This is a genomic window from Leptospira limi (genome assembly GCF_026151395.1).
Lineage (GTDB): Bacteria > Spirochaetota > Leptospiria > Leptospirales > Leptospiraceae > Leptospira_A > Leptospira_A limi.
In genome coordinates, this window is the sequence record NZ_JAMQPV010000001.1 from 215,905 (window position 1) to 231,280 (window position 15,376).

13 protein-coding genes are annotated in these 15,376 nt (G+C 35.8%); 2 read left to right on the top strand and 11 right to left on the bottom strand.

The annotated features are described in order from the left end of the window. The 10 genes from ND812_RS00930 to ND812_RS00975 all read right to left on the bottom strand — a co-directional run bounded on the left by ND812_RS00930 (position 1) and on the right by ND812_RS00975 (position 12,568). Positions 1-1,062, bottom strand: a complete 1,062-nt coding sequence (locus ND812_RS00930; protein ID WP_265373869.1) for a multicopper oxidase domain-containing protein — start codon at positions 1,060-1,062, stop codon at positions 1-3. A 16-nt stretch (positions 1,063-1,078) separates the two neighbouring features. Continuing rightward, positions 1,079-1,390, bottom strand: coding sequence for a PLDc N-terminal domain-containing protein (locus ND812_RS00935; RefSeq protein ID WP_265356872.1), 312 nt, complete (start codon positions 1,388-1,390; stop codon positions 1,079-1,081). A gap of 12 nt (positions 1,391-1,402) precedes the next feature. After that, on the bottom strand, positions 1,403-3,376 hold the full coding sequence (locus tag ND812_RS00940) for a right-handed parallel beta-helix repeat-containing protein (RefSeq protein WP_265373870.1): 1,974 nt from the start codon (positions 3,374-3,376) through the stop codon (positions 1,403-1,405). Between the two features lie 76 nt (positions 3,377-3,452). Next, on the bottom strand, positions 3,453-4,079 hold the full coding sequence (locus tag ND812_RS00945) for a TetR/AcrR family transcriptional regulator (RefSeq protein WP_265373871.1): 627 nt from the start codon (positions 4,077-4,079) through the stop codon (positions 3,453-3,455). After that, positions 4,076-6,022, bottom strand: coding sequence for an ABC transporter permease (locus tag ND812_RS00950; RefSeq protein ID WP_265373872.1), 1,947 nt, complete (start codon positions 6,020-6,022; stop codon positions 4,076-4,078). Before ND812_RS00950 ends, ND812_RS00945 begins: the two co-directional genes overlap by 4 nt. A gap of 3 nt (positions 6,023-6,025) precedes the next feature. Beyond that, positions 6,026-6,973, bottom strand: a complete 948-nt coding sequence (locus ND812_RS00955) for an efflux RND transporter periplasmic adaptor subunit (protein ID WP_265373873.1) — start codon at positions 6,971-6,973, stop codon at positions 6,026-6,028. Beyond that, entirely contained in the window at positions 6,963-8,318 is a 1,356-nt protein-coding gene (locus tag ND812_RS00960; protein WP_265373874.1) for a TolC family protein, read from the bottom strand. Before ND812_RS00960 ends, ND812_RS00955 begins: the two co-directional genes overlap by 11 nt. 85 nt (positions 8,319-8,403) lie before the next feature. Continuing rightward, positions 8,404-9,246 carry a TPM domain-containing protein gene (locus ND812_RS00965; protein WP_265373875.1) on the bottom strand — a complete coding sequence of 281 codons (843 nt, stop codon included), beginning with the start codon at positions 9,244-9,246 and terminating at the stop codon, positions 8,404-8,406. Between the two features lie 129 nt (positions 9,247-9,375). Next, positions 9,376-10,983, bottom strand: a complete 1,608-nt coding sequence (locus ND812_RS00970) for a SulP family inorganic anion transporter (RefSeq protein ID WP_265373876.1) — start codon at positions 10,981-10,983, stop codon at positions 9,376-9,378. A 10-nt stretch (positions 10,984-10,993) separates the two neighbouring features. Further along, entirely contained in the window at positions 10,994-12,568 is a 1,575-nt protein-coding gene (locus ND812_RS00975) for a helix-turn-helix domain-containing protein (protein WP_265373877.1), read from the bottom strand. Positions 12,569-12,711: 143 nt separating this feature from the next. On the opposite strand from ND812_RS00975, the gene ND812_RS00980 reads away from it, so the two are divergent. Continuing rightward, positions 12,712-13,686 (top strand): sodium-dependent bicarbonate transport family permease, encoded by a 975-nt coding sequence (locus tag ND812_RS00980; protein WP_265373878.1) that lies wholly within the window; start codon positions 12,712-12,714, stop codon positions 13,684-13,686. A gap of 283 nt (positions 13,687-13,969) precedes the next feature. Next, a complete protein-coding gene (locus ND812_RS00985) occupies positions 13,970-14,593 on the top strand; it encodes a TetR/AcrR family transcriptional regulator (RefSeq protein WP_108960707.1) in 624 nt (207 codons plus the stop codon). On the opposite strand, the gene ND812_RS00990 is transcribed toward ND812_RS00985, so the two are convergent. After that, positions 14,590-15,351 (bottom strand): lysophospholipid acyltransferase family protein, encoded by a 762-nt coding sequence (locus tag ND812_RS00990; RefSeq protein WP_265373879.1) that lies wholly within the window; start codon positions 15,349-15,351, stop codon positions 14,590-14,592. The genes ND812_RS00985 and ND812_RS00990 overlap by 4 nt on opposite strands. Positions 15,352-15,376 lie beyond the last annotated feature (25 nt).

Here is a 15,376-nt window from a genome sequence, read left to right on the forward strand (position 1 = left end):
TTAAACAGCTACGATCCAACCCATTCCTCCATTTTCAGCCATATGCGTTTGATGAGGATGAAACATATACCGACCCTTCTTCTTAAGAACAAATTCGATCACAACTCGTTCTGTCTGTCCTATTGTTACCACATCAGAATGGCCATCAGGAACAGTAGAACCTAAACTTCTGATGATATCAAAAGTTTGTGCATGCAAATGGAAAGTCATTACAGGTTCTCTTTCCATCATATTCTGGATATAAAACCGAACTCGTTCCCCAACGGGAACTTTCATTGGGTATCGATCATAAATCCCAGCAATTCCATTCCAAGTATAAAAATCATTCTTTCCTTGGCCCTTGGTATCCCATCCAGAAAAAGTTAATACAAATTCATGAGCTGGTTTTCGTTTGGTAGGAGGATCTACCAATAAAGCACCATACAAACCTTTGGCGGTGTGTACCATGAGAGGAGGCACATGGCAATGGTATGGGTGTAATCCTATCGGACCCGCTTCAATCGTATAGGTACGTTCTCCAAAAGCAGGAATTGGTTCCCAACCATCTTCCAATGGATCATGCGTTCCATGAAAATGAAGTGAGTGTGGGTCAGGACTTGAATTTTTTACGTGGATTCGTAGATTATCCCCTAAATTGGCACGTAGGATTGGACCTGGAACAATTCCATCAAATGTCCATGCTTGGTAATTTACATTATGGGCAATATTAACACTCAATGGAAAAAGATTTAGATTAAAATCCTTTGTTTTATTCTTACCATTACTATAGTTAGGTGGAAAGTAAAAACGTTCCGTATAATCTTCTTTGATAAAAAAAGGAGGGTGTGCCATACTCCCATATGTATTTGTTCCACGTAAACTACCTGCAACTCCAATGGAGTTTTGATAATTATCACTGACACTCGGAGTAGTTACGATCCCAAAATTTGTCGAAGAAGTTGGATCTGAAGGTGCACATAACTCATTGGATTTTTTAGAGTTAAAGCCAATGGAACCAAAAATTGATCCCACAAAACCCATCACACCAAATCCAATTGTAGTTAAAAAACTTTTCCGATCCATAGTCTTCAATCCTATTTTAAATGTGAGAGATTAAACTTAATGCCCAAACAATTACAAATACTGCCAGTCCACCACCTACCGCAATCTGTTTGAATTTTTTCTCATATTCTGTATCGATGAAGAGTAAATACAAAGCAGGACCAATTACGGGAACAACCAATATCACAAGTGACCAAATCACTTGTTTGATCGTTGTCATATCCTTTTGTTTCGATAAACCAAACAAAGCTAGAGGAGCCCAAACCATTGTTAAAACGAATGGCAAGTAATACGCATACGATCCGATAAAATATGTCCAAAAACCTGGATTTGCAAAATTTGTTTCCATAAAAAACTCCTATTAAGTTATAGACGGTTCCGTCACCGCAGTCATCGCATAACCAGCGTAAGCCAGTATAGTTAAAAACAATAGAATCCCACCGAATACGACAGTATTTCTGACTATCGGAGAAATTTTTGAATCTTTGGAGAATAAATAAACCAACGATCCTATAAATGGTAAAAGTAGTATCAACCAAAAGTATTTATCTACTTTCGCACCAACAATGGAAAATCTGTCTAACATTGCAAGACCTGTCCATGCAGCAAAAATTGCAAACGGTAGTAGGTATCCCATAATATGAAAGTACCATGTTTTCAGAGTTCCAGGAAAGTGGACTCTCCATCCAGAGGTATACATTTTGTTAGTCTGTGCTTCAAAATCTTTTTGATCCATCTTAGGTAACTCTGCTGTATCAATGAGTCCCTTATTCGTTTCAAAAACATCATGAGCAGGAACAACCTTTGCCAATAATTCTTTTGGCATATTGGATTGTGCAGGTGGAATCGGTTGGTTTTTATAGGAACCTAATACAAACTCTTTTAAGTTTGCTTGCACAAACAAAGCAAGTAGCCCAATACTAGAAGACAGATCACCTATGTGTGGGTACCGAATTCCTGAACAAGATTGTAAGGATTCCAAAAATGGAGGACTTGATACTCCATAAGTATTTCCCTCAAAACAATTCCCAACATTTACAGGACCACTAAGTGCAATGTCTCCTCGACCTGAATGGTAAACTTGATTATTTCTAACAATATTATTATTAGAAATCCAAATGTTTTCATCAATGTTCATCGTAACAAGAATTCCATAATTGTTATGATTAAACACTAAATTTCCTTCGACCACATTTTCCAATGCACCAAGCAGTGCGATTCCATTCCCTATGGAAGGATATTCCAATTTTTTAGAAGGTGCATTTGCATTATTGTTATCATAAACTATATTTTTCTTCACAACCATTTGTTTTTGTGGAGGTAATAATTCACGATCTAATGTATTCGGGCCAATTCCTAGTTGGTTTTTTCTCCAAATGGAAGACAAAAGATAGATATTACCACTTGAATTTGTTCCTGAATAACCTAAGGCATTATTCTCGGAAATTACATCGTTTATGATCGCATTACACGGATTACACTGACCAATATAAAAACCTGAGTCAGGAGAACCAGATGCAAAGGAATGTTCAATGAGACCATCAACAGAATCAAATGCATACACACCATAATCACCATTATTGTATGCTGTAATATAAGATCCTCTATAACCTTTTACTCCAGTCCAATATACTCCATTGAGTGTTGCGTTTCTAGTTGTGATATTTTCAACTGCAACACCATCGGCTCCAACAACCATGATACCATTACCTCGAAGGAATTCACCATCGATAATGGTTAGGTTTCTATCTTCTCCTCGAATGGTGATGGATGGTGTCGTTACAGTGACTTCTTCTTTATATATTCCATTAGCTACTAAAACCAAATCTCCTGGAGATGCAGCATCAACAGCGTTTTGAATTGTTTTATACTGAGAAGGAACCTTTCTTGTCACACCTGTCCATGTTTTTGAAATTTTCGATTTTGAGGTATTTGCCTGTGGATTATAACTTGCATTACCAATGACAGCAACACCCGTCATTCCAATCTTTCCATCAGGAGATGCATGAAAGGAACAAAAATATGGGAACACACCCTCTTCTGGAAAAAACACATCTGTATGTGCACCACGAAACATTGCTAAGTTGCCAAAACTGGTTTCAGTCGACCAATCTTTATTAATGGAGATAGCGTTATGTGGATTATTTCCTTCGTTCACAAAACGAATTTTCCCACCCTTGTAGGTGCGAATCACTGGAGGATGAAAGGCATTGTCCATCATCGTCACATGAACAAAAGCCGAGTTTGCCGGATCTTCCGAATTGCAAAAATTCAAACCGAAGGTTAAGAAGATTGCCATTAAGATCCCTATCAATGTCTTTTTGGTTTTTTCCATAGTTATTCCCGAAACATGAGGAAGTCCTCACATTTGGAGAATTTTAGAATTGTGTTAAAACTTTGTCAATGTTAAATCATTGAAAAGTGGAAAAATATACTAAAAGTAAGGTTTTGAGTTCCGCCAAAACTTGTTTTTTCTCAGAAGGTTTTTTGGTTCGATGGACAATTTTGATAACAGAATCAACTGCCTCAACAATCATGAGTGAGATATAAAACGATCGTTTTTTGTTCACTTTTGGAAACATAACCAATATCACTTTTTCGGCTAAGGATTTTGCAAACCTCTCATTACTTTCAATATCTAAATGTAATAATGCTTCATTCGTGTATAAAATTGAATGGATCAATCGATAACCTTTCACTTCATTTAATGTTTGTTCAAACGCAAACAATGTAAAATCGACAAATTCAGGAGTGAACTTTTTGATCTTTTTTAATTCTTTGGTAACTTTTTCAAAGAACAAATCATGCATAATTAAATATGAATTCTCAGCATGTGAATATATAATGGATTCTTTGTTTGGAAAAAATTGATAGATCGAACCAACTGATATGCCACTTTTTTCTGCAATCAAATCCGTAGTTAAATCATCATATCCCACTTCACCTAATAGCTGTATAGCCGTATCAACAATTTTCTGATATCGTTCTTTGGAACGTTTTTGTTGAGGGATTTTTCTGGGATTGATGACGGTATTCATTCAGATCTTAAAGCAACAATAGGACTCAGTTTAGCAGCATATTCAGATGGCCACCAACCGAATATAATTCCAATCGTTATTGAGAATAAAAAGGCAAAACCAATAGAAGGAAAGGATAAAACAATTGTCCAGCCAAAAGATTCCTGCAAAAAATACACTGTGAAAATCCCAAAAACTAAGCCTACAAATCCTCCAGTCAGACTTGTCAAAGTTGATTCAATTAAAAATTGAATGCGAATATCAGATTCTCTTGCTCCCAATGCTTTTCTTAAACCAATCTCCTTTGTCCTTTCTTTTACAGAAACTAACATAATATTCATGATACCAATACCCCCAACTAATAAAGAAACTGTAGCCAGAGCAATGAGTAAGGTAGACATCGTTTGGTTGGTTTCAGAAACTGCCGATTGGATATCTGCCATACTCATAACTTGGTAGATATTTCCCATCGATTCGTTTGTTCCATGTCTTTCATGTAAAAAACTTTTAATCTGAGATATAAAATTTTCAGAAGATTCATTTTGATCCAATTCCATCTCTAAATTGTCAACGGCATCTTTGTTTAACAATCGTCGCATGGCTGTGTTAAGTGGAACCAATACAACATCATCTTGGTCACGAAAACCGGTAGAACCTTTTTCAGGCAATTGACCTATGACTCGAAACGATACTCGATTGATTTTTAAGTAGGTTCCAACGGGATTTTTGCCTTCGTATAATTCCCTGACTACTGTGTTCCCAACCAAACATACAAGACTCCGTTTGTTATCTTCTTCTTCTGTGAAAAATCTTCCTTCTGTTGGTTCTAAATTTCTAAGTGACTCATAGTTCGCACTGGCTCCTGTTACAAAACTATTCCAGTTTCGATTTCCAAAGACAAGCTGGGCTCTTCCATTTACCACTGCCGAGATTTGTTTCACTTCTGGAAATTTTTTTGAAACGGCTTTAACGTCGTATATATCCAAACGATTCACAGTCCCTGCTTCGAGAGAAACTCCTCCACTTCTCATCCCACCCGTTCTAACGATAACTAAATTTGCACCTAACGAAGAAAATTGTTCCTCAACAGACTTTTTAGCTCCTTCACCCAAAGCCATCACGGAAATGACACAAACAACTCCAAATAAAATTCCCAATGCTGATAAAAAGGTACGCAGACGATTGGATGTGAGTGAAAATAAAGACTGTTTCAATAGACCATTAACCAAACTCCAACCCGTTTTCCGTCTCATAAAATTCTGATTCGATGTCGGAACCATTTTTGATTTTCTTTTTATCTCTTCGTTTGTAATTTGCCCATCACTCACACGGATAATACGATCACAATAATCTGCCATCTCAGGTTCATGAGTGACCATTACGATTGTTTTCCCCTCTTCATGAAGCCGTTTGAGTTCCATCATAATTTCAATTTTGCTTTTGGAATCCAAATTACCTGTTGGTTCATCAGCAAAAATGATGGGAGGATCGTTGATTAATGCTCTGGCAATTGCAACCCTTTGCTGTTGACCGCCTGATAACTCGTTAGGCGTATGGAAAATTCTATTTTGTAAGCCAACTTTTGTTAACTGAATTTCTCCAACTTGAATTGGATTTGGAATTTCTGTGTAAAGAGAAGGCAAACAAACATTTTGGAGTGCATTTGATTTAGACAATAGATGAAATTGTTGGAAAACAAAACCAATCAAACTTCCACGTATATCAGAAAGAACATTGGAAGATTCTTTTTCAACATTTTTCCCAAATAAACGGTATGAGCCAATGTCTGCATGATCAAGTAAACCCATTACTTGTAATAATGTCGATTTACCAGATCCAGACGGACCCATAATCGCTACGAACTCACCTTGGTTGATCTCTAAATTGATTTGATTCAAAACAGCAAATTGTGAATTTCCAATTTTGTAAGATTTCGATAGATTTTTAATATCTATTGCTAACAAATGTTATCTCTTTGGAACTTTTGGAGATGAGAAAGGACCACCACTTGCATTGGATTTTTTTGACTCTTGTATTTTTTTCTTACGGTAAACCAGGTCACCTTCCACTAATCCTGATAATATGGAAGTATTCTGGTCATCAGAATTTCCAATGGTAACATTCGTTTCTTGCAATGAATCCTCTATTTTGAGTAAGATCATTCCATTTTTTTTATTTCTTTTCACATAATCATTTGGAATTAACAATACATCTTTTTCTTCGGAAATTATAAAATCGACAGTAATCGACATACCACTTCGTAGAAATTCTGGAATCGAAAACAATTCCAAATCAACATTGTACATCGTAACATTATTTTCAATCACTGCTTCGTAACCAATGTGTTTTACTCTAGCACGAACGGGTTCATTGGAAAATGAATCTACTACTATATTGGCAATTCGCCCAATCTTTATTTTTGATAAATCGGTTTCGTCTACTTTTGCTTGGACCATTAAATTATCAGACAAAACAAATAAAATATCCTGTTGTGTCACTGTTTGCCCAGTGCTTATATTGGAAGCAATCACCAAACCTCGTAATGGTGAAATTACTGGAGTTGGTTTGTAAAAATCTTCCCATTTTTTCAATTCATCATTGCCTTTAGCTCTAGCTGCGTCCAATAATGCGGCTCTTTCGGTTGAGCTCATCCAGACTAGGATTTTTCCTTTTCCTACATGTTCTCCTTCCTCTGCAAGTATGGATTCAATCCTTCCTGCAATGGGGGGTTTGACTTCTAATCGATTTTTAGGAATTGCAGTACCTGTTGCTCGAACAGTAACAATCAAATCACCTCGAGTCACACTTGTGGATTCAATTTTGAATTCTTGTTTTGATTTAACAGTTCCAAATGTGAAATACAATACCGCGAATACAATTAAAACAAAAAGTGAAACATAAAGTTTAATTTTCATCAAAACACTTTCCTAAATTACGTAGATATGTTGCTTCTGCTAGCCCAAGATCTCTTTTACCGATTAACAAATTTTTTTCCCGATTGATTAGATCATTCTCTATGATATCCCAATTTTCAAAACTGATCAGTCCATTGGAATATTGTGCCCTTGCGATTGTTGCCCTTGTATCGGAAGCCTTATAAAATTCGGTTAATACTAATAATTGCTCCGAAGCATTTATAAAATTTAGATACGATTGTTCTAATGAAAAGGTGAGTAAATTCTTTTTTGAATCTCTCGTGTGAATTGACTTTTCATATTCAGATTTTGCAATTTTTACATTATAATAGTCCCTACCACCATTAAACAATGGATAGGTCAAGTTGATTCCAAAACTATAATTTCTTGGTTTTGGTAACCAAACATCATCTTGTCTTGTCACTGTTGCACTGAGATTGAGGTCTGGATAAAAACCGGCTTCCGCGATACCAATATTTGCTTGGGCAGCTCGCACTTTTGATTGTTCCGCCATAATAGAAGGATGGGCATCAAGTAAACTCGACTTCTCTTTTTCGGAAATTTTAATTTCGACAATAGGCTCTGATACTAGAGGTACGTCCAAGGATACTTCAACTGGCGTCGCAATGATTCGTTCGATTTCTTTCCAATTGGTCTGAAATAGTCTTTCTGCAAAAGAAACCTCGTATTCCGATTGTTTTACAAATGATTCGCTCAATAAAAAACTACCTTTGTGTTCCCTACCAACTTCATATCGAAGTTTAACCAAGTCTCGATTTTTAATGCGTCTCTCTTTGATTTTTAAAGATAATTGGTAAAGTTCTTTTGCATACAATGTTTGTGAATAAGCGGACTTTAACTCAAAACAAATTTTCAATCTCGAGTCATTTAATGTTTGTTTGGCTGCTTGTAATAATGCTTCTGTTTTTTCAATTCCACTTTTATCACGAAATCCTGAAAAAAGGTTTTGGTTTGTGCTAAGCCCAACAGAATATCGATTGACCGCAGTAGGCCTAGATTCACCTGTATTTGTTTGTTGGGTTTGTGTGTTACTATTATTCACTCCACCACTGATCAAAGGGTCATTGACGGTTCCAGATCCGCTAAAGTTAGCTGATGATTGCCTTGCAGAAGCCAAAACGTTGACAGTTGGTAAATACCCTGCATAACTTTTTTCATTTTCATAAAAAGCTTTTTCATAATCTGCTTTTACCGATAGATAATCGGGATTAAACTGCACTGCTTTTTGCCAAAGATCTTTTAATTGGATCGGTTTTGTCACCTGCGCTGAGATTTCAAAACTGAAGACCAAACCAAAAGATAAATAGTAACAAACAAACTTCACTATATACTAAACCCATCTATAATGGAAAAAGTTCCCATCAGTATGAAAAAAACTACGGTGGAATGGATTTTTTTAACAATTTGAACTACCAACTGCCGGAACTTCCACCGCCACCAAAACTCCCACCTCCTCCACTAAACCCACCGGAACTTCCCCCACTTGACCATCCACTACTCCTACCACCTCGAGAACCACTTGCGAAACTACTGTTTCGCATTCGTTTTCTTCCATGTGGTGTCAAAAGGTGATAAAGTTTATAAAGTCCTACTCCTATTGCATATGTAAGGAATACAATTGCTCCGATATTTGCTCCATGAATTGCAGTTGGAAATATGCTCCAAAAAGGAAACAAAAAGAAATAAATGAACCAACCAACATAAGGAGCGTTCGCTGCAAAGTAAGTAAAAACTCCAAGAATACTTACTACAAAAATGGATATGAAAATTTTTAATCCAATTGGCATCTCAGGACCTTCAGGAGCTATTTCACCCAAAAAGGAAAGTGGTCCAAGATGAGAAAAGTCTTCCTTTTCAGGTATGGTGTATTCTCCTTCAATTGATTTCAAGATAGCATTTACTCCATTTTGTATCCCAATATCATATTCTCCTTTTTTGAAAGAAGGTTTGATTTCATTCTCTATGATGTGATGGCACAAAACATCCGTTAAAACACCTTCTAATCCATAACCAACTTCGATCCTTAGTTTTCTATCTTCAAGGGCAACAAATAGCAACACTCCATTATCCTTTCCTTTTTGTCCAAGTTTCCAAGTTTCGGCAACTTTCAGAGAGTATTCTTCCAAATTTTCTCCTTCTAACGAGGGTGTAACGAACACAACTATTTGATTGGATGTCTTTTTTTCATGATCGCTTAATTGTTTTTCTATTGCTGCAATATATTCAGAATGGAGTGTCCAAGTTTCATCCATGACTCTAGATTTTAACCTAGGGACATCCTTTGAAAAAAGAAAGATAGGCAGAACCAAAAGGAAAAAAACCAATAACTTTTGCATAAAAGGAGATTGGTTTAGGAAAAAAAAGTTACAAGAATTTTTTTACTACTTATGAATACGTGTGGCACCATAATATGCCGAGATTGGTTTTAAATCTTCAAATCCAATCAAATTAACTTGCCCACCACGTTCTTCATAATCACGTTTAAAACTCTGTAAAAATTCAATTGCTGAAAAACCAATCATCTTTACATTTTCATCAAATTTTACATCGATCCTTTCCCCAAATGATATTTTCCGAAGTAGTAGTTTTAAGGAAATCATATTGGAAAACAAAAGTGCATGTTTAACATATAAAGTGTGTATCTTATTATTTGATTCGATTTTAATGTTAGCAATGAAAATATAACGAAATTTGACTCCAAAGTACATTTGGATTAAAATTGCAGTAATGATCCCGCATAACACACCAACTAACAGGTCTTCTACGATTGTGATCACAACGGTTACCAAAAATATGACAATTTGGTCCCAACCTTTTTTATAAGTTTCTTTAAAAACATTTGGTGATGCCAGTTTTAACCCAACCATAATTAAAATACCAGCAAGTGATGCTAATGGGATTCTATGAATGAGACCAGGAAGGAGGAGTATAAATAATAATAAAAACAAACCATGAAAAAAATTGGACCATCTTGTTTTGGCTCCATTTTCAATATTTGCAGAAGATCTTACCACTTCAGCGATAATGGGTAATCCACCAATCCATCCTAAAAAAAAGTTTCCAATCCCTTTTGCGACAAGTTCTTGGTCCATATTCGATTTTCTACGGTAAGGATCCGTATTATCAACTGCAGTTGCTGTGAGTAATGATTCTATACTTGCAACCAATGCGATTGTCACGACCATAATCCAAAAGTTTCCATCTTTCCAATGAGAAAAGTTTGGATAACTGAAACTTTCATAAATATGATTTGGCAAATTCACTAATTTTTCAGGACCAATGTTGTATGTTTGATTTAATAACGTATAAGAATGTTCATCTGCCAATCCAAAAACAAAACCCAAAATAATTCCAACTAACACTGCTACCAGAGGTGCAGGTAGTTTTTTAAAATGAGGGTTTTGTATTTTTGTAAGCAATGATATAATCACAATCGCAGAAATACCAATCATAGCTACTTCAGGATTCAAATGCACAAAACTTGGAGGGATCTCCAAAAGAAGTCCTAAAATAGTATTGGCATTTGGCGAAATTCCAAGAGCCACATAAAACTGTTTTGATATGATGATAATTCCAATCGCCGCCATCATTCCATGTACAACGGAAATCGGGAAATAGATTGTAAGATTTCCCGCCTTTAAGATTCCCAAAAGTACCTGAATCAATCCTGCAAGTACTATGGCTGCCAAAGTGATCTCAAATCCTAATTTGGCATCTCCACCACCCATAACAAAAATCGAATTTAATACAACTGCAATGAGTCCAGCAGCAGGTCCATTGATTGTCAGATGAGATCCACTCATAAAAGAAACAAAGAGACCTCCTGCAATTCCAGAAAAAATTCCAGCCATAGGTGGTGCACCAGAGGCGAGTGAAATTCCTAAACAAAGTGGGAGTGCAATGAGAAACACAACAAAACCGGACACAATATCGGATCGCCAGTTTTCTTTAAGTCCAGGTAACCAATCTTTTGGTTTATCTATGCTCATTAGAGAGTTCCTAATTAAGTTTATCTTTTTTATCATGAGACGAAGACTTTCTGAATTGATTAGGATTCACTCCGCATTGTTTTTTAAATTCTAAATAAAATGCGGATCTCGAACCAAAACCAGATAGTTTTCCAACTGTAGCGACGTTTAATTCTGGTTTTTCGATTAATATTCTTTTTGCTTCTTTTATTTTGTATAAGTTTAATAGTGTAGGAAAATTAAATTGATACTCAATATTAATCAACTCGCTTAATTGGTGATAGGTTAGACCCAAACGTCCCGCTATCATCTCCTCATTGCAGTCAATATCCAGAAAAATTTTGTCTGATTCTAATAATGATTCTAATTTTGTTTTATACTCTCTCGTATCAATTTTATTCGTGAATGTTCGAAATCTTGTTTTTGTCTTATCTCGTTTTTCATAATTTCTTAAAAATAAGAAACTACCAGCTGTCAAAAAAGGAAGGTAAAACACAGCAGCATAAATGAAAAAAGCTTGGTAAGGATAAAAATCAAAATGGAATAAAGTTTTTAGAAACAATAAAAACAAAAAGAATGCCCAACCTAAAAAATAACTTTTTTCTTCATTAATTTGGTTTGTGAAGAGCATAATATGGGTGTTACGTAAAAAATAAGCTGCGGACCCAAAGATTGTGAGTAGGATAAAAATTCTATACTCATACATTCTTGGGAAAATGGGAACAAGAAGATATAAAATTCCAGAGATGGCAAACAACCAAAATAAAATTGGATGTTTTAAACTTTCGTTTGTAAATTTAACAAAACTATAAAGATATAAAAAGAATACAAAATGATTAATTGATAACAGTAAGTAATATGAGTGTGTGAATAGGTTGTTTCCATTCCCTAAAACGGTAGATAACTCCTTTCCATGGACAGAATAAACTAAAAAGAAAAATAATAAAAAATGAAAGAGAATCATTAGATATATTTTTTCTTTTGATTTGATGAATTCAGAAATTGCCCAACCACTGGAAACAATCCCTACCATCAAAAAAAACAAAAAAGTTAAAAATCGAAAGAGTACAATGAAACGATAACTCGTATTGGATACCGTTCGAATGGGGAAATTTAGATTCTCATTTGAGACAAGGAAAAGATAAAAATCACGTGTTTCCCCTGGTTCTAAGGAAACATTAAAATTTGGGAAGGGTGACAATAGTCCATGCCAATTTTCCCAAACATATCCATTGTATGTATCGGAAAATTCTCCTTTTTGGTTTTCCGAACAGATTTCAGCAGAGGGAATGTTGATCCATTGGATGAGAACGCTGAAATCGGAAACCATATCTGTTACATTTTTCAATTGAAAATGGAACCATTGGCCATGTAGCGCACGTTTGCTTCTTAAAGAATCCTCAGTTTCATTCTGTATCCAAAACATTTGTTTCAAAGTTTGGATTGAGCTTTTGGTGCATATAGTAGGCAAATCACCTTTGACTGGCGCCAAAAATTCTACCGAATGGCTGATATTTGTTCCGTAAAACGCTTCTGGTTTCCATAAACATCCATCCGTTCCTAGTAGAATGACTAAGGAGAAGTAAACACGGAAGAGAATGCGCATGGATTTCACCAATGTGCAAATAAATCATAAGCAAGAAAGCGAATTCAATGTTGATGAATTTCAAATCGAAAGTATTTTTTGTCCAGTTTTATGATTTTGGACAAATTAGGAGTCTTAAATCATGGAGAAAAAGAGGGACAAAAATGGATTTGCACAATGCTCTGAATAATATTTTAAACCCACCTGTACTATTTTTCTTTTTAGGAATGGGTGTTGTATTTTTTAAATCGGATCTCCGCATAACAGAAGGAGTATCAAAATTTCTTTCTTTGTACTTATTGTTCTCCATTGGTTTTAAAGGTGGGCACGAATTATTTAAATCGCCATTCGCTCAAGAACATTTGCTCACATTGATTGCATGTATGTTTATGGCATGTTTTGTTCCTGTGTATTCTTACTTCATCTTTCGATTGAAGTTAGACCATGCTAATTCTGCTGCCCTTGCCGGAAGTTTTGGATCTATTAGTGCGGTAACGTTTGTAACAGCAGGTGCATTTTTACACAGTTACGGATTTGAATACCAAGGTTTCATCGTTGCTGGAATGGCACTTATGGAATCACCTGCCATTGTTATCGCTGTCATCATCGATCGCCTCGGTAAGAAAAAACAAAACGGAAATCCCTCTGAAAAAATCCAATGGAAACAATTGTTACATGAAGCTTTTTTTAGTTCATCAGTTTATATCTTAATTGGTGCTCTAATCGTAGGTTATCTGTCAGGTGAATCTGGATGGAATACTACAAAACCATTTACAGAAGATATCTTCAAAGGACTTCTTACATTTTTCCTTTTGGATAAAGGGATTGATGCCGCAAAACAAATGCGCGAGTTAAAAAAAGTTGGTTTTTTCTTAGTTGGATCAACACTCATCATTATGTTTATCAATGTAGTGATTGCGATCTTTTTGACAAAAATCATTCAGATGCCAGTTGGTGATGCATTAATGTTTGTTGTACTATGTGCATCTGCTTCGTATATTGCAGTTCCTGCCGCGATGAAAGATTCAATTCCGGAAGCAAGTCCAAGTATTTACTTAACAGTTGCTTTATCGATTGTATTCCCAATCAATATCATCATCGGTATTCCAGTTTATTTCTACGTATTGAAAGGATTATAAGAAAGGACTAATTTCACCTAACAATTCATTAGAAGAGATCAATATGTATGTACCCAAAAGAAGTGTTATCTTATTTTGATACATATTGGTTTTTTCTAGTGGTTCCCTTTTTTCAGAACTTGTAGAAAAAAAAGTTCCCGAAAACCAAAACTACTTACAGGCAAAAAACCAACTCGGACGAGAAGCCTACATGGTCTATGCCCAGATCAACGTCGCATTTTAGGAAAAACGTTCGATTTTTCGCTGGATTATCATACCGTGGAAGCAAAACTGAGATTCGTCCATGTTGGAAGCCCACCACAAACAAAGAAGGATTCGCAATAGCCTCTCCAGGGAGGAAATTAGAGATGTATCCCTCCTCATTTTAAAAGAAGAGGGGCTTGATGGGTTATCCATGCGTAAAATTGCGAACAGGCTCGGTTGTAGCGTTGCAAGCCCCTATTCATATTACGAAAGCCAAATTGATCTTGTCCAAGATTTGATCCGAACGGGAGAGGATGAGCTCCTCTCGATGTTAAAAAAAGCAAGTGCTGATGTCAAAACGGGATCTGCCTTTGACCAATTGGCCGCGATTGCACGTGCCTATTTCCATTTTGCCAGTAACAACCGAGAACTTCACAAAGTAATGTTTGTTACCGACTATGGTGGAGTTCATAGAAAGGCATTCCCTCAACTTCCAAAAAGTTATCGGTTTTTTTTAGAAACAGTTAGAATTGGTTTTGATTCTGGCGAAATTCCATACCCTAAAAACGAATACCCTGCCATTGCAAGGTTGATGTGGAGTTGGATGTATGGAGTGATTGTTTTGGATATGACAGGTATGCTCCGAAAAAGAAAAGGAGCAGGAAATCCGATCGAAGAAGGAATTTCCTACTTTCAGAAACTGCTTAGCAAAAAACCAACCTAGCTAATGCTAGGTGATACTTCCATCCCTTCTTCATCAGTGTCCAAACCATTATGGGTGACTTCTGTTTGAACGACTGGATTTTTTCCAACTTGGTTGAGTCTGATCAGTTCCGATTTGATAAATGCCATTGTTTCATTACTATCATTCACTTGCCAGACAGGATTTCCAACAGTTAACCGAATTGGTTTGTTTAAATTGTATGCATCTAAATACAAAGGAACAATTGGCAAATTGTAACGTTTACTCAGTACCACCATACCTGGAAATAATTTTCGAGATTTACGAAACCCTCGGTACCAAGACCCTTCCGGAAAAATTCCAATTCCCAAATTCCCTTTTTTAATCCTTCTTTGGAAATCTTTGATTGTCACTGGGTCTGATTCATTTCGGTTTAAGGGAATTAAGTCGATTGATTTAACAATCCCTTTGACAATTTGTTCTTTTCGTTTGAGCCATTTTGACTTTCTGCCTTTATTGCCCATTCCTGAATCATAACTTGTTAACGCAGTTGTATAAATTCCATATCGTTTAAGAACTCCACGAATAACAAATGCATCGTAAGGCATTGTGATGATTTTTAAAAATTTATTTCGTGGTTTGATATGATTTGAAATCAGTATCATAGATTTACCATTTAACTGACGTAAAATGAAGTCGTTCTGAATTTCTACTTTTTTGTTTCCGTATTTTAATCTCATGGGTTTCACCACAATCCACATCAATACAAAACCAATAGACCTTCCGACATAATAAAACATATCTTTTCCTCTTAATTGGTATGTG

Bases quoted from the DNA above. Each gene is read 5' to 3' on its own strand.
- ND812_RS00930 (WP_265373869.1), bottom strand. From the start codon at position 1,062: ATGGATCGGAAAAGTTTTTTAACTACAATTGGATTTGGTGTGATGGGT.
- ND812_RS00935 (WP_265356872.1), bottom strand. From the start codon at position 1,390: ATGGAAACAAATTTTGCAAATCCAGGTTTTTGGACATATTTTATCGGA.
- ND812_RS00940 (WP_265373870.1), bottom strand. From the start codon at position 3,376: ATGGAAAAAACCAAAAAGACATTGATAGGGATCTTAATGGCAATCTTC.
- ND812_RS00945 (WP_265373871.1), bottom strand. From the start codon at position 4,079: ATGAATACCGTCATCAATCCCAGAAAAATCCCTCAACAAAAACGTTCC.
- ND812_RS00955 (WP_265373873.1), bottom strand. From the start codon at position 6,973: ATGAAAATTAAACTTTATGTTTCACTTTTTGTTTTAATTGTATTCGCG.
- ND812_RS00965 (WP_265373875.1), bottom strand. From the start codon at position 9,246: ATGGATGAAACTTGGACACTCCATTCTGAATATATTGCAGCAATAGAA.
- ND812_RS00970 (WP_265373876.1), bottom strand. From the start codon at position 10,983: ATGAGCATAGATAAACCAAAAGATTGGTTACCTGGACTTAAAGAAAAC.
- ND812_RS00975 (WP_265373877.1), bottom strand. From the start codon at position 12,568: ATGCGCATTCTCTTCCGTGTTTACTTCTCCTTAGTCATTCTACTAGGA.
- ND812_RS00980 (WP_265373878.1), top strand. From the start codon at position 12,712: ATGGATTTGCACAATGCTCTGAATAATATTTTAAACCCACCTGTACTA.
- ND812_RS00985 (WP_108960707.1), top strand. From the start codon at position 13,970: ATGTTGGAAGCCCACCACAAACAAAGAAGGATTCGCAATAGCCTCTCC.
- ND812_RS00990 (WP_265373879.1), bottom strand. From the start codon at position 15,351: ATGTTTTATTATGTCGGAAGGTCTATTGGTTTTGTATTGATGTGGATT.